At 67.8% G+C, this 17,901-nt stretch carries 17 protein-coding genes; 10 read left to right on the top strand and 7 right to left on the bottom strand.

The features are described 5' to 3' along the window. Positions 1-95: 95 nt before the first annotated feature. Complete coding sequence (locus tag AB0M15_RS32680) at positions 96-959, bottom strand: virginiamycin B lyase (protein ID WP_363826806.1); 864 nt, start codon at positions 957-959, stop codon at positions 96-98. After that, positions 946-2,526, bottom strand: coding sequence for an ABC-F family ATP-binding cassette domain-containing protein (locus AB0M15_RS32675; RefSeq protein ID WP_363826803.1), 1,581 nt, complete (start codon positions 2,524-2,526; stop codon positions 946-948). Before AB0M15_RS32675 ends, AB0M15_RS32680 begins: the two co-directional genes overlap by 14 nt. 126 nt (positions 2,527-2,652) lie before the next feature. Between AB0M15_RS32675 and AB0M15_RS32670 the strand changes: the two genes are divergently transcribed. From AB0M15_RS32670 to AB0M15_RS32660, 3 genes are all read left to right on the top strand, one after another. Continuing rightward, entirely contained in the window at positions 2,653-3,366 is a 714-nt protein-coding gene (locus AB0M15_RS32670) for a TetR/AcrR family transcriptional regulator (protein WP_363826800.1), read from the top strand. 21 nt (positions 3,367-3,387) lie between these two features. After that, positions 3,388-4,155 (top strand): glucose 1-dehydrogenase, encoded by a 768-nt coding sequence (locus AB0M15_RS32665; protein ID WP_363826797.1) that lies wholly within the window; start codon positions 3,388-3,390, stop codon positions 4,153-4,155. 93 nt (positions 4,156-4,248) lie between these two features. After that, entirely contained in the window at positions 4,249-5,010 is a 762-nt protein-coding gene (locus AB0M15_RS32660) for an SDR family oxidoreductase (protein WP_363826794.1), read from the top strand. Here AB0M15_RS32660 and AB0M15_RS32655 read toward each other — a convergent pair. Beyond that, on the bottom strand, positions 4,991-6,814 hold the full coding sequence (locus AB0M15_RS32655) for a protein-arginine deiminase family protein (protein WP_363826791.1): 1,824 nt from the start codon (positions 6,812-6,814) through the stop codon (positions 4,991-4,993). The genes AB0M15_RS32660 and AB0M15_RS32655 overlap by 20 nt on opposite strands. 197 nt (positions 6,815-7,011) lie before the next feature. Between AB0M15_RS32655 and AB0M15_RS32650 the strand changes: the two genes are divergently transcribed. After that, a complete protein-coding gene (locus AB0M15_RS32650; RefSeq protein WP_363826787.1) occupies positions 7,012-7,872 on the top strand; it encodes a DUF3152 domain-containing protein in 861 nt (286 codons plus the stop codon). On the opposite strand, the gene AB0M15_RS32645 is transcribed toward AB0M15_RS32650, so the two are convergent. Continuing rightward, on the bottom strand, positions 7,869-8,420 hold the full coding sequence (locus AB0M15_RS32645) for a MarR family transcriptional regulator (protein ID WP_363826784.1): 552 nt from the start codon (positions 8,418-8,420) through the stop codon (positions 7,869-7,871). The genes AB0M15_RS32650 and AB0M15_RS32645 overlap by 4 nt on opposite strands. Positions 8,421-8,685: 265 nt before the next feature. Here AB0M15_RS32645 and AB0M15_RS32640 point away from each other — a divergent pair, with 265 nt between their 5' ends. From AB0M15_RS32640 to AB0M15_RS32625, 4 genes are all read left to right on the top strand, one after another. After that, positions 8,686-8,916 carry a hypothetical protein gene (locus tag AB0M15_RS32640; protein ID WP_164602023.1) on the top strand — a complete coding sequence of 77 codons (231 nt, stop codon included), beginning with the start codon at positions 8,686-8,688 and terminating at the stop codon, positions 8,914-8,916. Positions 8,917-9,095: 179 nt separating this feature from the next. Then, positions 9,096-9,461, top strand: a complete 366-nt coding sequence (locus tag AB0M15_RS32635; RefSeq protein ID WP_363826780.1) for a VOC family protein — start codon at positions 9,096-9,098, stop codon at positions 9,459-9,461. A gap of 146 nt (positions 9,462-9,607) precedes the next feature. Further along, positions 9,608-10,498: a GNAT family N-acetyltransferase gene (locus AB0M15_RS32630; RefSeq protein WP_363826777.1), complete on the top strand. Its 891-nt coding sequence runs from the start codon at positions 9,608-9,610 to the stop codon at positions 10,496-10,498. Continuing rightward, positions 10,491-11,618, top strand: coding sequence for an epoxide hydrolase family protein (locus tag AB0M15_RS32625; RefSeq protein WP_363826775.1), 1,128 nt, complete (start codon positions 10,491-10,493; stop codon positions 11,616-11,618). The genes AB0M15_RS32630 and AB0M15_RS32625 overlap by 8 nt, the downstream gene beginning before the upstream one ends. Here AB0M15_RS32625 and AB0M15_RS32620 read toward each other — a convergent pair. Together AB0M15_RS32620 and AB0M15_RS32615 are read right to left on the bottom strand one after the other, a co-directional pair. Then, the gene (locus AB0M15_RS32620) at positions 11,609-12,442 is read right to left on the bottom strand and encodes a peptidoglycan DD-metalloendopeptidase family protein (protein WP_363826772.1); all 834 of its coding nucleotides are present in this window, start codon (positions 12,440-12,442) and stop codon (positions 11,609-11,611) included. The genes AB0M15_RS32625 and AB0M15_RS32620 overlap by 10 nt on opposite strands. Beyond that, a complete protein-coding gene (locus tag AB0M15_RS32615) occupies positions 12,439-13,110 on the bottom strand; it encodes a hypothetical protein (RefSeq protein WP_363826769.1) in 672 nt (223 codons plus the stop codon). Before AB0M15_RS32615 ends, AB0M15_RS32620 begins: the two co-directional genes overlap by 4 nt. Positions 13,111-13,242: 132 nt before the next feature. Here AB0M15_RS32615 and AB0M15_RS32610 point away from each other — a divergent pair, with 132 nt between their 5' ends. Both AB0M15_RS32610 and AB0M15_RS32605 read left to right on the top strand, forming a co-directional pair. Then, positions 13,243-15,030, top strand: coding sequence for a PHP domain-containing protein (locus tag AB0M15_RS32610; RefSeq protein WP_363826766.1), 1,788 nt, complete (start codon positions 13,243-13,245; stop codon positions 15,028-15,030). Continuing rightward, positions 15,027-15,575 carry a hypothetical protein gene (locus AB0M15_RS32605; RefSeq protein ID WP_363826763.1) on the top strand — a complete coding sequence of 183 codons (549 nt, stop codon included), beginning with the start codon at positions 15,027-15,029 and terminating at the stop codon, positions 15,573-15,575. The genes AB0M15_RS32610 and AB0M15_RS32605 overlap by 4 nt, the downstream gene beginning before the upstream one ends. On the opposite strand, the gene AB0M15_RS32600 is transcribed toward AB0M15_RS32605, so the two are convergent. Continuing rightward, positions 15,572-17,824, bottom strand: coding sequence for an AAA family ATPase (locus tag AB0M15_RS32600; RefSeq protein WP_363826760.1), 2,253 nt, complete (start codon positions 17,822-17,824; stop codon positions 15,572-15,574). The genes AB0M15_RS32605 and AB0M15_RS32600 overlap by 4 nt on opposite strands. Positions 17,825-17,901: the final 77 nt, after the last annotated feature.

The following is a 17,901-nucleotide window of genomic DNA, read 5'->3' as shown; positions in this document are numbered from 1 at the left end:
CGAACAACTCTTGGTCCCACCAGTGTGGTCACGGAAACCACACTGCTCCTGTGGGTGGACCAGCGCGTCCCTCCAGTGGGTGAATCGGCTCACTCTCAGGCGTGGATGTGGGCCAGAACACCGATCTCGAGCGCCACCCAGACCTCGCCGTCAGCCGTCACTGCGAGACCGTGAGGCTCGGAACCTTCGCCCAGGGAGATCTCCTCGACCACCGTGCCCTGAGCGTCGAGTCGGATCGCGGAACCCGAGCCCCACAGCGTCACCCAGCAACCGCCGTCGTCGGTTGCGACAACTGCATGCGGCTTGGAGGACCGGTCCGGCAGGGGATACTCGACGATCTTTCCCTCACCGTCGATCCGACCGACCTGGCCCGCCATCAACTCCGTGAACCAGACCCCGCCACCCCCAGCGCTGATCCCCACCGGCCCAGCACCTTCGGTAGGTAGCGGATGGAGCACCACCACCCCATCCAGCGACATCCGCCCAATGGCATTCCCTTGGTTGAGCGCGAACCACACCCCGCCGTCATCCGCCGTGATCATCGCCGGAAACCCACCGCTGCTCCCGATCTCGAACAACGACACCTCCCCGTCCACCGTCAGCCGCCCGATCCGATCCACGTTCATCAACGTGAACCACAACGCCCCGTCCGGCCCCACGCACACCCCGTACGGCCCCGACCCGACCTCAAACGCCGAGACCACCCCATCGGCCCCGACCCGTCCGATCCGGTCGTCCCCGTTCCGGGTGAACCACACCGCCCCATCCGGCCCCGGCATGATCACACTCGGCCGGCTCCCGTCAGCATCAAGCGAGAACCGCGCCACCGAGCCATCCCGCGAGACCCGGGCCACCGCCCCCGCATGCACCAGCGTCGTCCACACCGCACCATCGCCGCCCACCGCCACGCCGTACGGACCTTCATTGCCCTCAGCAACAACAATCTCAGTACTTCGCAAGATTCTTCTCCTCCAGTTCGAGCACCTCACCACGCCACCGCGACACGAACCGCCGGTCATGGCTCACCACGACCAGCGCCCCGTCATACGCATCCAGCGCAGCCTCCAACTCCTCCACCAACACCAGCGACAAGTGGTTGGTTGGCTCGTCCAGTACCAGTACGTCGTACTGCGTGGTCAGCAACTCCGCGAGCGCCAACCGCCGCCGCTGCCCGGTCGACAACTCCCGTACTCGCGTCTGCAACTGCTCCCGCTTGAACAACCCCAACCGCCCCGACCCGCGATGCCGCACCAACTCGTCCCGCAACGTCGCATCCGGCCGCGCCTCGACGACGTCCTGCGCCAAATACCCGATCCGCCCCCGCCGCTCCACCGACCCGGAGTCAGCCGTCAGCGCCCCAGTCAGTACTTCGAGCAGCGTCGACTTCCCAACCCCGTTGGGCCCGGTGATCAGCACCCGGTCGCCCTTCGAAACCTCAACGGACGTAGACCGCAACCGACCGGCGACCGACACCCCGACCGCATCGAGCAACACCCCACTCGACCCAGCCGTCCGCAACGCGGCCGTGAACCGCAAGGGCTTCGACGGCACCGGCGGCGGACTCTCCTCCAACCGCCGTAACCGTTCCTTGGCATTGCGGATCTTGCTCCGCTCAGCCTGGTTCACGCGATCACCCGCGATGCCGTACGCCATCTTGTTGTTGTCCTGCATCGGCCGCCCGTAGGCGACCCGATCTGCCGCGGTCCCCACGGTCGACCGCATCACGGCCACCTCGTCCTCCCACAGTTGCCGCGCCTGCGCGATCCGCGCCCGCTCAGCCGCCTTCTCCGCGAGGTATCCGGCATACCCGTTCCCGTACCGAGTCACCCGATGCGTATCGCCGTCCACCTCGAACAACGTCGACGCGACCCGCTCCAGGAACGCCCGGTCATGCGATACAACGACCGTCGTACCGGACCGCGACAGCAGGTGATCCTCCAGCCAGACCGTCGCGGCCAGGTCGAGATGGTTCGTCGGCTCGTCGAGCAGCAACACCTCAGCGCCGGCAACCAGCACGGCGGCCAAATGCAACCGCGCCAGCTCGCCACCCGACAGCGACGACAACACCCGATCACCTGGCAAGGAGCTCAATCCCAACCCGGCCAGCGCCCGCTGGAACCGCGCCTCGGCGTCGTACCCCTCCCTCACCTGGAAGGCGGTCTGCAACTCCCCGTACTCCTCCAGCACCGAAACATTGCCCTCGGCAAGCAACCCTTCGAGCTCCAGCATCCGCTTCTCGATCGCGCGCAACTCGGCCAGCGCGTGGTCGAGTATCGCCGTTACGTCGAGGTGCAGCGGCAGCGGATTCTCCTGGCCGAGGAAGCCGACGCTCCCGGCAACCGTCACCACGCCGTCGTCCGGACGCTCGGCACCGGACAGGATCCGGAGCAGCGTCGACTTTCCCGAGCCGTTCTCACCGATCAGCCCGCTCACCTCGCCGGGCGGGAAGGCGCAGCTCACCCGATCGAGCACCGGGCGATGGTCGTACGACTTGGAGATCTCCTGCAACGACAACTGGGCAGACATACGTGTCCTCCTGACTCGCTGGAACGGACGGACCTCACCCGAGACGGGTGGACCCGGTTCGACGGCGAATCAGAACTCCACGACGACCTCCTGCTAATGCGACGAATGTTGCGTTAAGATCATGCCATGCCCGCTCCCAGAAACGCAACCGCCGCCGCAGACGCGGGCGCAGCGGACGCAGCCGTCGCGGACGCGGAGGGCACGGGGGCGGAGGGCGCCGCTGCTGCGGTCCCGGGAGCTGGGGGAGCTGCCGGCGAGCGGGCCAGACCTGGTGGACGGACTGCGCGGGTTCGGGCTGACGTGATGGCAGCAGTGCAGGCCGAGCTGGCCGAGCACGGTTACGACGGTCTCACCATCGACGCCGTCGCCGCGCGCTCCGGCGTACACCGAACCACCGTGTACCGCCGCTGGCGCACCGTCGACGGCCTCCTGATCGACCTGCTCGCGATGGGCGCCGACGACTCCTGGATCCCCGCCGACACCGGCACCCTCGAAGGCGACCTCGTGGAACTCAACCGCGAAATCCACGCCTCCCTCACGATCCACCCTTCCCTGACGACCGCCGTCATCGCGGCCTCCTTCCGCACAACCGACGCAGCAACCGCCCTGCACGACTTCTGGAAGGACCGGTACGAGCGCAGCGCCATCGTCATCACCCGAGCCATCGACCGCGGCGACATCCCTGCCGCCACCGACCCCCACCGCGTCCTGCTGACCGCGACCGCACCCCTCTTCCATCAAGTCGCACTCCTGCGCCAAGACCTCTCCGCGGCCGACGCCGACCGCTACGCCCGCGATGCCGCCGAAGCAGCAAAGGCCGGCATCCTCCTGAAAGGATGAGCCAACGAAGGAGGCCGCCAAGTGTCCGGACGTCTGACAGATGAGGTCGTGCTCGTCACCGGAGCCGCCCGCGGAATCGGCCGCGCGATCGCAGCCAAGGCCGCCGAAGAAGGCGCCGCGGTAGCACTCCTCGACGTCCTACCCGACCAACTCGAGACCGCCGCCGCCGACCTCAAGCAATACGGCGTGACCATCGCGTCAGCCGTCGGCGACGTCACCGACGAAGACTCGGTACGCCGATCCGTCGCCGAACTCACCGAGACCCTCGGCCGCCCGATCACCGTCCTGGTCAACAACGCCGGCAAGAACTCCTACGCCGACGCGACCAAGATGACCGTCGCCGAATGGGACAGCGTTTTCGCCGTCGATCTCAAAGGCGCCTGGCTGATGGCCCGTGCCGTGCTGCCGGACATGATCGAGGCCAAGCACGGCGCGATCGTCAACATCGCCTCGATCCACTCCCAGCTGACCACGGCCGGCATGTTCCCGTACGCCGCCGCCAAGTCCGGCCTGGTCGGCATGACCCGCAGCCTCGCCCTGGACGTCGCGGCGCACAACATCCGCGTCAACGCCGTCAGCCCCGGCTTCATCGCCACCGACCTGCTCGAAGAGTTCTTCGACACCATCCCCGACGCCCGCGAAACCGCCCTGGCCGTCCACCCTCTGGGCCGCATCGGCACCCCCGAGAACGTCGCCGAAGTCGTCTGCTTCCTGGCCTCCACCGCCGCCGCCTTCGTCACCGGCGCCAACTGGTCCGTGGACGGCGGCCTAGGCATCCGCTACGCCTGAGCCAAACCGCGCTGTCACATTCTTCGCCTGGCGCGAGTCGGACAAGTAGAGCCGCGAGGACCGCGGACGTACTGACCGACAGGAGCAAGAACCATGACTGCGACCGTCTTCGTCACCGGCGGCACCGGAACTCTCGGGCGGCTGACCACGCCCTTGCTGAGGGACGCAGGATTCAAGGTGCGGGTGCTCAGCCGTAGCAGCCACGAGGCGGCCGACGGTATCGGGTACGCCGTCGGCAACCTCACCACCGGCGAAGGCATCGACGCGGCCGTCGCCGGGGTCGACACGATCGTCCACCTGGCAGGCGACGCCAAGGGCGACGACGAGAAGGCCCGCACGCTGGTCAACGCGATCAAGGCAACCGACAGCAAGCCGCACATCGTCTACATCTCGGTAGTCGGCGCCGACCAGGATTCCTTCGCGTACTTCGCGTTCAAACGCGGCGCCGAGCAGGTGATCGCGGAGTCCGGCCTGCCGTGGACGACCGTCCGCGCGACCCAGTTCAACGACCTGGTCCTGACCCTGGCCAAGACGCTCACCAAGCTCCCCGTAGTACCGGTCCCCACCGGCTTCCGCGTCCAACCGATCGACGCCCGAGACGTAGCCGCCCGCCTGGTGGAGCTAGCCCAAGGCGAACCCTCGGGCCTGGTCCCCGACATCGCCGGCCCCAAGATCTACACCCTCAAAGAAATCATCACCTCGTACCTCAAAGCCACCAACCGTCGCCGCCCCCTCCTCCCCATCCGCTTCCCCGGCAAGGCCCCCCGAGCCTTCCGAACCGGCCTCAACCTGGCCCCCACCCACGCCACCGGCACCCACACCTGGGAATCCTTCCTCACCGACCGAGTCGGTTAGTCCACCAGGTGTCGGTGGAACGGGTGTCGCGAAGAGTGTTGGTCGCGCAGTGGACCTCTCCGCCGGCGAGGTGGGCCCAAAAGAAGTCCTCAACCCAGTGGACCCGTACGCCGTTACGCCCAAGCCCCCGCTCGGTCGCCTGCTGGAAGAGGTCGCGACCATCGACCTTCGGACCGTGCGGAACCGGTGCTGCGAAGTCCCGCCCGGTCAGCGACAGGCCGTTGACCAACCCTGGAGTGACGGCCCGCAGCAACCCGAAGTCCTTCTGCCGCTCGAACAGCACCGGCAACCGAACCAGCTCGGCCGAGCGCAAACCCGTTGCCTTGAGCAAGATCTTCAGCTGGTCGTCGATGTGGCCGGCGGCCGCCGCGTTGTCGGCCAGCCAAGCGTGGTCGGCAAGCACCTGATCGACCGTCGGCTTCGACCGCGAATTGGTGTCCGCGAAGAGCCGCGCGTCGCCGGCGCCCGCCCGCCGCGCCTCCCGCAACAACTCAACCGCCAACCGAGGATCGGCGACAGCGAGCGTCCACCCGCGAGTGTTGTCGGCCCGTACGACATGCGTCGTCTCGTCCGCATGCCCGACCATCAGCCAGGACGTGTCGACCACGACCGGCGGCTGATACCCCTGGCCCGTCACCATGGTGATGAACCCGCGATCGGGGTGCCGCGACCCCGATCCATAGACGATCCGGCCGTGTGGATACCCGGCGTACGGAGGTAGCGACTCGATATTGCCGCCCATGTTGAGCAGGTCGTTCAGCCCGCTCGACGCGACCGGGCTCAATTCCTGCACAACCCCGACGTCAGGCCCGCGGAGATCGCGATAGATCAACCGCCCGGCCGGCCGTGGCGTCGCGATCGGCTTGCCGTCCGTACCCGGGAACTCCCACACGTTCCCCGAACGGATCAGGATCCGCATCGTCTGACTGCCGCCGACCGCCGGCATGCCGGCCGACGCCGGTTCGAAGGTGTCCTGCAACCACAGATCCTTCCAGCCGTCGGCCGTGCCCTGGACGAACTTCAGCCCAGCCCCGGCCGCTCGCGTCGCCTTGCCAAGCGTGTTCGCGAACGGCTCCCACTCGCTCGGAACCCCTTCCGGATAAGGCGCCTCGCCACCCGGCCACCCCGGCTCCTGGTTCGGCTTAGCGGCCAGTACCGTCTCCGCCCGCTGCAAATCGTTCTGCAACATCAACGGCGCGACCCTCAGCCTGACCACATCGCTACTCGTCCGCCCACGATCGGCAACGGTCAACGTGACAGACACCTGCCCATCCCACTCGGCCGGATCCCGAACCACATCCCGCCCTTCCAACCCAACCCGTACTCCGTGCCGCAACTGGTCAGCAGTCAGCGTCTCGACCGCCTTCCCGGCAACGAACACCCGCGCCTTCCCAGCCGGTACTACGCTGAGCCGACCGCTGGCCGCATCGCTCATGTTGCCCTGGGCATCGACCCGGAGCGGCGCCAGGTCGGCCGCATCGCGCGGCCCGTTGATCCGCTCGTCGGCAGCGTCGTTGCAAGCAGCAAGCTTCCGATCGACCTCGGCACCGGCCTTGTCCAGATCAGCCGGTTCGACTGTGCACCGCCGCTCGTCGTCATCGAGATTCGGCAGGAAGATCGCCCCGCGGCCGTCGCTCCACCGATCCTCCCCGGCTTCGTCGGCCGCCGTCAGCCGTCCATCCCTGTTCACATCAGCAGTCAGCCCGGCCCGTACTGCCGTACTTCCGGCGCCCCAGGCGAGCACCACGGGGCTCGAGCTGAGCGCCACCGTCATCACGGCGAGGCTCGCAGTCCAGCGCTTCATCTCACTCCCTGTATTCGCACGCCCGTGTTGTTTCCCTCAAACTAACACGACCGTGTGGAATCAGGCAGGTGGATATCCGGATCTCCACCCGGGGGAGGAGGCGGCCCGTTTACGGCGGCCCGAGAAGGGGTTCTGGCTGATCAGACAAGTACTGGGTGAGGACGCGTTCGACCGGAGCGCGGAGTGAGGAGCTGTTGATGCGCAAGACGAGGATCGCCGCCCTGGGGATCGTTGGAGCGGTCGCGGTCGTCGCGTTGCTCCAGTTGCCGGCCAGTCCGTTCTCGCGCCAGGATCACCCAGAGCGACCGGTGGCCCAGACGTCGACGCATTTCAAGAAGGCGGCCTCGCCGAAGTCGACGCCCACCGGCACGGCGGCCGAGGCTGAGACTCCGACCGAGTCGGGGACTCCCGAAGTACCGGCTGCTCCGCAGTCCAATGCGGCGCCCGGGCAAGGAGATCCGGGGATCACGTACCCCGTGCGCGGCACGGTCGACTTCACGGTCCTTCCGGGGGATCCGGCGACGATCGGGCGAGCGGGCAAGCTCTACACGTTCCAGATCGCTATCGAGGGTGGAATCAAGGGCGTCGATCATGCGGCGTTCGCGAGCTTTGTGCGCGCGACCTACGGAGCACCGGAAGGTTGGGCCTCCGCGGGGAAGTACCGGTTCCGCCAAGTCGGGCCGGGGCAGGCGGCTGACTTCAAGCTGATGCTCGTCACGCCCGCGACCCGGGACACGTACTGCGGCGGGGGTTTCGACCAGTACACGAGTTGCCGGATCGGGGAGCGTGTTGTCCTCAATGTGGCGCGCTGGGCCAGGGGAGTGCCGAACTACGGCGCGAGCCTGACGACGTACCGGCAGTACATGATCAACCACGAGACCGGGCATCGGCTCGGCAACGCGCATGAGCTGTGCCCTGGTCCGGGACAGCCGGCGCCCGTGATGCAGCAGCAGACGCTGGGTCTGCACGGCTGTACGGCGTACGCGTGGCCTTATCGGAACGGTCAGCGCTACGAGGGTCAGCTGGGCAAGTACGACGACCCGACGCCCAGCAACTAGTTGTGCAGGATGGTCGGGGGGAGCTGGTCGGAGACTCCTGCGGTGATGGCGGCCGATTCGAGGCCGTCGGCAACGGTGTGCAGGAGACGGATCAGCTGGGCGGCGTCGGCCGGGCCGAGGATGCCGGTGACCACGTCGAGGACGCGGACGGTCAGGCCGTCGAGCTGGGACAGGCGGGCCTGGCCCATCCCGGTGACCATCAGCACCGGCGAAGTACGGACCAGTCCGAGGGCGGCCAGCTCGGCGATCGCGAGCTCTGCCTCACCCGTGGTGGTGCCGACCTGGTTGGCGACGGCCTCGGCGGAGTCGCGCCCGTTGGAGATCGCGCTCAGCACGAGGGCGGCGGGCATCTTGATCCCGACCGCGTCCTGCAGGCCGAGGATCAGCGGGTGGGCGTGGCCCCGGACCCGCTCCACGGCGTCCAGCAGCCGGAGCGCGTCGCTGATGTCGCCGATCAAATGTTCGGTCTGGACGGTGGCGATCCCGGTCGGCGAAACAATCTGGTCGGGAACCGCCAGGGCCTTGGTCCCAGCGTCTTCGATGGTCACCTCACCAGCGTACGGAGGCCGTCGGGTCGCCTCGGCGTGTCGTACCTGAGGAAACGCTATGAATTGCGTCTCCCGAAACAATCGAACAAGGCTTCGAAGTCGGTGAACAACGGGTGAAGAAGTTCTGGACAATTGCCCAGATTTCGTGCGTGACCTTCCGTTCTGCTCGTCCGTTGGATCTGACGTGACGGTGAACACACGGCGCACCGGCACCGCGCTCGCTCCGCGACTAAGGCCGACCACCCTGGAACTGCATGGAGGACAAGTGACAACCGCCACCGCCACCCAGACGTCTGAGCGCCGACGCGTACGAGTCTGGTTCGGTGAGCACGTGATCGCCGACTACAACGCCGAGCCGGCGTTGGCCGAGCGGTACGCACACGCCATGAGCCGTCGCTTCGCCGGACTCCGGGTCACCAACGACCCGATGCCCGTCGTGGACCGGCTCCCCGACCCCCTGCCCGGCGAGCGCATGTGGGATGTAGCCCCCCGTTAGCCCCTCGAAAAATGCGCCTGGAAAAGTAAAAACGAAAACACCTCATCGTCCGCACCGAACCTCACCGGTGCGGACGTTTTCTGTCTCCGCATCTTTCGGCGCCGGTATGTCGAGCCGGCCGCCGTGACTCCGACGTCCCCGCTGTGAGCCGATCGCCGGCTCGGAACAGGAGACAAGTCATGGACCGCCCAGCACTGAACAGCATGCTGCTCGGCAGTACGAATCCCGATCGTCTCAAGGCGTGGTACCGCGACGGCTTCCACGCGGAGACCAACAACTACGGCACCCTCGACCTCGGCGGCTTCGGCCTGATCATCGAGCACCGCGACGACGTCGACGCGAAGGCGCCCGAACCGGGCCGCTTCATCATCAACTTCGCGGTCGACGACATCGAGCAGACCGCCGCCCACCTGCGCACCCTCGACGTGAACTGGCTGGTCGAACCCGAGGACCGCGGCCCCGGCTACTTCGCCACCCTGATCGACCCGGACGGCAACTACGTCCAGATCATCCAGATGAAGCCGGAGTACTACGCCAACCTCTGACCTACCGACGTCCGTAGGCTGATCGGCATGGAGATGCGTGCTGTCCTCGACGACCCGGCCTTCACTGTCGACGACAGCACCGAGGCGATCCTGTGGCGCTTCCGGCTGGTTACCGATCTCAGGTCGGCATGAGCTGGCCGGCTGGTGTGGAGGTTCGACCGCTCGACGCGGCCGAGCTCGAAGAGCTCGTCGAGCTGGTCAACGCGATCGTCGCGGGCGACGGAAGCGGCGAGTACGTCGACGCGGTGGGCCTGCGGCGTGTGATCGACGCGGCCGCTGACGGGCGCAGTGTCTGGAAGGGGAGTCGACTCGTCGGGTACAGCCTGATCGACGACGGGATGCTGAAAGGTGGCGTCCACCCGGAGCATCGGCGGCAGGGGATCGGCCGGCCGCTGTTCGAGTGGGCGACCCGGCGAGCCGCGGAGTCGTTCGCGCCGGTCGACGTCGAGTTGCAGAGCGTCGACGACGGCGGTCGAGTGCTCGCACTCGCTAACGGCTACGAGCCCACCCGGTACTACAGCTCGATGCAGCGCCCGTACTCCGAACAGCCCATCGTCACTCAGTTGGCGGAGGGCTTCCGGCTGATCCCCTTCGCCACCGAGCACGACGAGCCGCTCCGGCTGGCCCACAACGAGATCTTCGTGGACCACTGGGGCGTCGAGCCCAAGACCGAGGACGACTGGCAGCGGTGGTTCACCGGTCATCGCGGGTTCCGGCCGGCGCTGTCCCGGCTGGTGCTCGACGGCGATCGCATCGCGGCGTACGCACTCGCCTATGAGTATCCGGCCGACACCGAGGCGACCGGCGTACAGGAGCTGTGGATCGGGCAGGTCGGCACCCGGCGTGACTATCGCGGCCGTGGGCTGGCGAGTGCCACCATGGCGGAGGTAATGCGGGCGGGCGAGGAAGCCGGATTCGAGCGTGCCGGGCTCAACGTCGACGCAGCAAGTCCGACCGGTGCGCAGCGCCTCTACGAGCAGCTCGGGTTCCGGACCGTCCACACGAAGATCCTCTATCGGCTGACCCGAGATGCTTGAGCCGTTCCGGATCGAGGTCCCACAGGAAGCCATCGACGACCTCCACCGCCGGCTCCGGGCGACTCGCTGGCCGCGATCGCTGTCGAGTGACTGGGCGCGCGGAGTACCGGTCGAGTACTTGCGTGGGATCGTCGAGCGGTGGCTGGAGTTCGACTGGCGGGTGTGGGAGGCGCGGCTCAATGCAGTACCGCAGTACACGACCCGGATCGACGGGCAGACCGTGCACTTCCTGCAGGCGCGATCACCCGAGCCTGACGCCATCCCACTTCTGATGACGCACGGCTGGCCGGGTTCGGTCGCCGAATTCCTCGAGATCCTCGGGCCGCTCACCTCGCCGGGTGCACATGGCGGCGACGCAGCGGACGCGTTCCACGTGGTCGCGCCATCGGTACCGGGCCACGGATTCTCGGTGCCACTCGAAGGCCCAGGCTGGGATCACGAGCGGATCGCCCGCACTTGGATCGAGTTGATGGATCGCCTCGGCTATGCCCGGTACGGCGCGCAAGGCGGCGATACCGGATCGGTCGTCTCACCGCTCGTCGGCGCGCTCGCACCCGACCGCGTCATCGGCGTACACCTCAACGGCGGCCTCGCCTTCCCACCGGCCGAGCCCGGCGACTTCGACGATCTCAACCCAACTGATCAGGCCAAGCTCACAACGGCCGAACACATCCGCGCCACCGGGACCGGCTACGCCGAACTGCAGTCCACCAAGCCGCAGACCGTCTCCTTCGCCCTCAGCGACTCACCGGTCGGCCAGCTAGCCTGGATCCTGGAGAAGTTCCACGACTGGACCGACCCCGCCCGCGCCCTCCCCGAGGACGCAGTCGCCCTGGATCACCTGCTGGCCAACGTCTCCATCTACTGGTTCACCAACACCAGCGCCACCTCGGCGAGCCTGTACTACGAAAGCCGAAGCGCCTCCAGCGCCCGCAGCGAAGTCCCCACCGGAGTCGCCGTCTTCCCCACCGACCCGGCCATGCGCCACATCCTCGACCGCCAGCACAACATCACCCGCTGGACGGAGTACTCAAGAGGCGGCCACTTCGCAGCCCTAGAGGCTCCCGACCTGCTGGTCGACGACATCCGGGCCTTCTTCAGACCCCTACGTCAGCAGTAATCCCGGCACCCGCGATCAACCCCGTACGCTCGCCGCACCTTCCCCACCAACGCCACCGGCGACAACTGCCGCCCCGCATGCCAAGCGTTGAGGAAACTCTGCGGCGCGACGGCGCCCCGCCGAATCCACCAATGCCCCGGCGCGGTAGGCCAACTGATCCCGAAGTGCAGATGCGGCGGCGTCACCTGAGCACTCCCGGTGTTCCCGGTGAGCCCCAACGTCTGCCCGGCTTTCACGACCAACCCGGGTTTGATCCCGGCCCCGATAGCCGACAGGTGCGACCCGTAGTACCGGACGCCGTCCACGCCGACGACGGAGATCGACAACCCACCCCGATCCCGCCCCACATTCGTCTTCTTGTTCCAGGTGTCCACCCGGGTCACCTCGTCGACCCGGCCATCCACCGGCGAGACGAACCGGCACCCCCTGTCCGCAAAAATGTCCGACGCCGGATAGTCGTGATGACTCTGCGAAGCATCCGCCCGGCAACCACCGATCGGGAACACGTACTTCGTGGCGCGGATGCTGACCGTGGTCGGCGGAGCCACCGACCTCGACGGCCTCTTCGGCGTCGCGGGCTGCGCAGGTGTCGCAGGCTGTGCAGGCGTCGCGACACCAGTTGGCGCGGTTGTCGGCACTGCAGTCGGCTCAGCCGGTACAGCCACTGTCTTGGTACGCACGCTGCTCGCCGGCGCCGGTGCAGCACCGGCCGGCTTCTTGGACTCGGACCGGTCGAACACCCCGGTAGCGGTGAGAGCGATCAGCCCACTGCCCGCGACCACGAGGGCCGCGGACAGGAAGGCCACCCAAACGGACCGCCTCACTGGAACCAAAAGTCGTTGACCACGGCAACCGAGTAGACCGTCTCGCACGGGATGCCGTTCTTGTCGGCATCCATCCGCAACGGCCGGTCGTAGTACCACCAGTAGGCGACGGCCTCGGCGTACGTCGCGCCCCGGTCGGCGAGATCGCGGCAGAACAGTCCGGACGCCAGCGGTGTCACGCCGACGACCTCCCGGCCGTTCCAGTACGACCCGATATCGCTGCGCGGATAGACCGTCTCGCACGGGATACCGTTGCGGTCGGCATCCATCTGGTTGGGCTGACCGTGCAGCCGCCAGTAGTCGATCGCCGCCACGTAGCTGTACCCCTTGCTCTTCAGGTCCCGGCAGAAGAGTCCCGCCGGGAGCGATCGGACGTCGCCGATCGCCTTCGGCAGGGTTCGTACCGGTGCAGGCGCCGTCGTGCTGCCTTTGACCGACGGAGCCACTGTCATCGTCTTCACCGTAACCGGTACGCCGGCCGGCTGCGGCGTCGACGCCGTCTCCTTGGCCGAATCTTGCCGGCTCAGCAGGAAGACCAGCCAGGCCAGCAGGACGATGACCACCCCGACCGCGACCCCGCCGAGGGCAGCCAGCGTCGCGTTACCGCTGTCCTTGCCCGGGTGGGTGTTTTCGAAACTTTCCGTGACTGTTTCCGGTTCTCCATTCATGTTTCCCCCCGCGCCCATTGAAGACCCGTCGCTCTGCGTTGTCCATGGCCTGGGGTTCATGTTCGCAACATCTGGATGTCATCAAGAAAGGCGATGATCCCGCCGGATTCCGCCATCCGAGAGGACGCACGAATGGGACACTCCCACGACCACACCGGCCACGGTCATGGTCACGATCACAGCCATGAGCACGGGCACGGCCACGGGCACGGTCATGGGCACGGTCATGATCACGACCATCATCACCCGAACACCGAGTTGGACGCCGCCACCACCGCGGCGCTGGACGAGTCGATTCCGGACCAGGACCTGTCGCCGACCGAGTTGTCGCGCCGTGGGCTGCTCCGCTCGGCCGGGATCCTCGGTGGCGCTGCCGCCCTTGCCGTCTCCGGCGCCGAGTTCGCCGCCGCGACGTCGCCGGCCGGGCACGTGTTCACCAGCGGTGGCCGGCCGAACGTCTGGCTGGCCGGCGACCACCACATCCACACCCAGCTGAGCTCCGACGGCATGTACCGGGTCATCGACCAGGCGCAGCACGCGGCCGCGAACGGCCTCGACTGGCTGGTCATCACCGACCACGGTGGCGCCACCCACGCCCGGATCGGCGTCGACCTGGTCAACCCGCAGATCAAGGCGGCCCGGGCCGAGCTGAAGAACACGCTGATCTTCCAGGGCCTGGAGTGGAACATCCCGGCTGCCGAGCACGGCACCGTGTTCGTCGCTCCGGGCAGCCGCGAGGTCGAGGTGCTCAAGCAGTTCGAGAACAGCTACGACGGCAGCGTAAAGAACGCCGGCGCCAACACGCCGGCCAACGAGCAGCTCGCCCTCGACGGCATCCAGTGGCTCGGCCAGCAGGTCGACGCCCGCCGGGTCGCCGACGCCCTGTTCCTCGCGAACCACCCCGCCCGCAACGGCATCGACAGCCCGCACGAGATCCGCAACTGGCGCGACGCCGACCCGCGGATCGCCGTCGGCTTCGAGGGCGCGCCCGGTCACCAGGCCGGCGGTCTGCCCGCCGCGATCGGTGCCGGTGGCGCCCGCGGCCTTTACGGCAACGCGCCGAGCGCGAACTCCTTCCCCGGGTACCCGGCCGAGTCGTACCGGACCTGGGGTGGCTTCGACTGGATGACGTCGACCGTCGGCGGCCTCTGGGACAGCCTGCTCGCCGAGGGCAAGCCGTGGTGGATCAGCGCCAACTCGGACTCGCACGTCAACTGGAACGAGACCTCCCGTCGTCCCGACGGCTCGGACCAGGCGCAGTTCGACCGCGACGGCCGCTACATGGACCCGGTCTACAGCCGCACGGTCAACCGCACCGCCGCCGACTTCTTCCCGGGCTACTACAGCCGTACGCACGTCGGCGCCGACAACCGCGACTACCGCGCGGTGATGGAAGGTCTGCGCAACGGCCGTGTCTGGGTCGACCACGGCGCGCTCGTCAAGGGCGTCGACATGGAGGTCCGCGAGACCGGCAAGACCCACGGCGAGCCACTGGGTGGTGCCTTGCACGTACGCCGGGGCCGCGCGGTCGAGCTCGTCATCCGGATCACCGCGCAGAACGTCCCGAATTGGGCCAACTTCACGCCGGCGCTCAACCGCGTCGACGTGATCGTGGGTGCGGTGAAGGGCGCGGTCAGCGACAAGGACACCTTCACGGCGCCGGACACCAAGGTCGTCAAGCAGTGGGACACCTCCGGCAAGCGCGGCACCTTCGAACTCGTCCTGCCGCTCGGCAAGGCAGACCCGGAGAACCCGTTCTACGTGCGCGTCCGTGGTACCGATGGCAACCGCAGCCAGGTCGGCTACTTCGGTGCAGCGATCGACCCGCAGGGCCCGCAGCTGGACGTGGTCGGCGACGCCGACCCGTGGGTGGACCTGTGGTTCTACACGAACCCGATCTGGGTGCTTCCGACAAAGTGATCATCGCCGTCGATGCGGACTCCGCAGACACCGTGGAGGCCGAACACGTCCTCCACGGCCTGCTGGAGTCCGCGACAGGCCCGGTAGTCGCCTGCACCCATGTGGTGTCAGGCGGCCACCTGGCTGTCTCCATCAGTACGTCCGGCTTCGACCAGGCGTCCCTGACCCAGGACGTCGGCTCGGCCGTCATCCGCGCGGGCGCAGCCGAGCCCGAGGTCGCAGGCCCGAGTCAACTCGTCCGCGGCGCCTACGTGGCCGCAGTAGAAACAGCACTAGGTACTGCGGGCCGCCTGGTCGCATTCCCCGGCCAGGAGAACGCCCGCGGCACCCTGACCGCTGCAGACCTGGTCGAGACCTGCGGTATCGATCAGGTAGAAGCCATCGGCGGCCTACCCGTCGAAGACTCCACCCTGGTCGACACCCGCGACTTCATCCGCCCGATCCGCCGCAACGGCCAGATAGTCCTCCTGGTCCAACCAGCCGTCGGCGGAGTACTGATCCCGTTCGAAGTCGAACACCAGATCAAGTGCTGCGCCAACCACTAAGCCCGCTCGCCCCACGCGGTTGAGTCCTGCAGTACTTCGGGCAGCGGGCCGATGACGCCCAGGCGTTGGGTGCAGCGGGTGAGGGCTACATAGAGGTCGCGGAGGCCTCGGGGGGACTCGATCAAGATGCCGTCGGGGTCGACGACCAGGACCGAGTCGAACTCGAGGCCCTTCGCGCCGGCGACGGTGAGCACGGTGATACCGGCTATGTCGCCCACTGCCTCCTGCACCAGCTCCAGCCGGTGGCGCGACGTGATGACGCCGACCTGCCCGTACTGCGTCTCCTCGTGCGCCACCTTGCTCACGTACGCCGCCTGCTCAGCCGCCGGTACGTCGAGATGCCACGGCCGCACCCCTGTCGCCCGCACCGACCGTGGGGCAATCGCCGTCGGGTCGACCTCACGTAGTACGCCAGCAGCCAACTCCATCACCTCAGCCGGCGTCCGGTAGTTCATCGTCAACTCCGCCAGCCGCCAGCGATCCCCGAACGACGGCGCCAACGCCTGCCGCCAACTCGTCCCGCCGCCGGCAGCACCCGTCTGCGCGACGTCGCCGACCAGTGTCATCGACCGCAACGGACAGCGCCGCGCGATCGCCCGCCACGCCATCGGCGACAACTCCTGCGCCTCGTCCACGATCACGTGCCCGTACGTCCACCGCCGATCGACCGACGCCCGCTCGGCCAGCGTGCGATCGTCATCGGCCTCGTAGCGCTCGGCCAGCATCTCGGCGTCGAGGATGTCCTTGGCCGACAGGACTTCCGCCTCGTCGTCCTCGTCGAAGTCGGTCGAGCCCGAGCCGGACAGAACATCCAGAGACCCTTGTGCATAAGCGATCGCGCGAGCCCGCTCGGCCCGCTCGCGGGCCAGGTCGCGACCGTCGTCGCCGAGGAGTTCCGCGGCTTCGTCGAGCAGCGGGACGTCGGCGGGACTCCAGTCATCGCCGTACCTGAGCAGGTGCTCGCGGTCGAGTGCGGTGAGCTGCGGCGCGGCCGAGGCGAGTCGCCGCTCATCGGCGTACAGGTCGATCAGGAGTTGTTGCGGGCTGAGCACCGGCCAGAGCTGCTGGAGCAACGCCTGGACGCCGGGGTCCGCGACGACCTCGTTGCGCAACTCCTCCAGGTCGTAGTCGTCGAGCAGGTTCTCGCCGCCGAGCGGGTCCTCGCCGATGATGTCGGCGTACTGGCTGACCAGGTGCTCGATGAACGTCGTCCGGAAGAACGGCTGCGCCTGGTTGTGGGTCAGTTGCCGGGCGCGCGCAGCGGCCCGGAGCTCCTCGACGACGGACGGCTCGACCCGCAGTACGGTCCGGTCGACGGTCAGCTCGATCGGCTCGGCCGGCACCCATTGGCGGTCGGCGACCGCGGTCTCGATCACCTCGGCCATCACCGCACGGCCCTTGACCTCGGCCACCTCGGCGGGCTCGGGACGGGTCGCGGTCACACCGGGGTACAGCTCGGCGACGGTGACGAGGCGGACGCCGTCCTCGCCGAGCGACGGCAGCACCTGGCCGATGAACTTCAGGAAGGTGGAATTGGGGCCGACTACCAGAATTCCCCGCTTTTCCAGTTGGGTGCGGTGTGTATACAAAAGGAAAGCTGCCCGGTGCAGTGCGATTGCGGTCTTTCCGGTCCCCGGACCGCCCTGCACGACGAGCACCCCGGCCAGCTCGGAGCGAATGATCCGGTCCTGATCGGCCTGGATGGTCCGCACGATCGACTCCATCGTGCCGGTACGCCGCGCTTCCAGCGCGCTCAGCAGCACCGCCTCGCCGACCACCCCGGTGCCGGGCTGGGACGCGCCGTCCGCGGTCCGGTCCAGGTCGAGCTGCTCGTCCTGGACGTCGACCACCTGGCGCAGCCGGGTCTGGATGTGCCGGCGCCGGACGATGCCTTCGTTCACCACCGCCGTGGCGATGTAGAACGGTCGTGCCGCGGGCGCGCGCCAGTCGACCAGGAGCGGTTCGTAGTCCTCGTCGTGCAACCCGATCCGGCCGATGTGCAGGACGCCGCCGTCCTCGTCGTCGAGCCGGCCGAACGCCAGACCTTCCTCGGCGGCGTTCAATCGCGACAGCCTGGCGTTCAGGTCGCGGACCCGTCCGTCACGCTGGTGCAGGGCCTGCGCGTTCCTCGTACCGGCGATCTGCTCGTCCTGCCGGCGACCCTCGGTACGCTCGCGCTCACGGTCGAGAGTCGCGTAGAAAGCCGTCAGGTAAACCTGTTCAGCCTCGACCGGATTCAGCAATTCCAACCCCTCGTGATAAAATGCAGCTCGTTGGTTCCCGGTGCCGATTTCGGCAATTCTCTGGCCGCCGCCACAAATCCTTG

It is taken from the genome of Kribbella sp. NPDC051718 (assembly GCF_040681515.1).
GTDB lineage: Bacteria > Actinomycetota > Actinomycetes > Propionibacteriales > Kribbellaceae > Kribbella.
Note: the sequence above shows the minus strand (reverse complement) of the source record. Positions and strands in the feature narration are given on the sequence as shown.

Coding starts and splice junctions, on each gene's coding strand:
- AB0M15_RS32660 (WP_363826794.1), top strand. CDS start 4,249: ATGACTGCGACCGTCTTCGTCACCGGCGGCACCGGAACTCTCGGGCGG.
- AB0M15_RS32610 (WP_363826766.1), top strand. CDS start 13,243: ATGGGACACTCCCACGACCACACCGGCCACGGTCATGGTCACGATCAC.
- AB0M15_RS32670 (WP_363826800.1), top strand. CDS start 2,653: ATGCCCGCTCCCAGAAACGCAACCGCCGCCGCAGACGCGGGCGCAGCG.
- AB0M15_RS32655 (WP_363826791.1), bottom strand. CDS start 6,814: ATGAAGCGCTGGACTGCGAGCCTCGCCGTGATGACGGTGGCGCTCAGC.
- AB0M15_RS32635 (WP_363826780.1), top strand. CDS start 9,096: ATGGACCGCCCAGCACTGAACAGCATGCTGCTCGGCAGTACGAATCCC.
- AB0M15_RS32675 (WP_363826803.1), bottom strand. CDS start 2,526: ATGTCTGCCCAGTTGTCGTTGCAGGAGATCTCCAAGTCGTACGACCAT.
- AB0M15_RS32625 (WP_363826775.1), top strand. CDS start 10,491: ATGCTTGAGCCGTTCCGGATCGAGGTCCCACAGGAAGCCATCGACGAC.
- AB0M15_RS32615 (WP_363826769.1), bottom strand. CDS start 13,110: ATGAATGGAGAACCGGAAACAGTCACGGAAAGTTTCGAAAACACCCAC.
- AB0M15_RS32650 (WP_363826787.1), top strand. CDS start 7,012: ATGCGCAAGACGAGGATCGCCGCCCTGGGGATCGTTGGAGCGGTCGCG.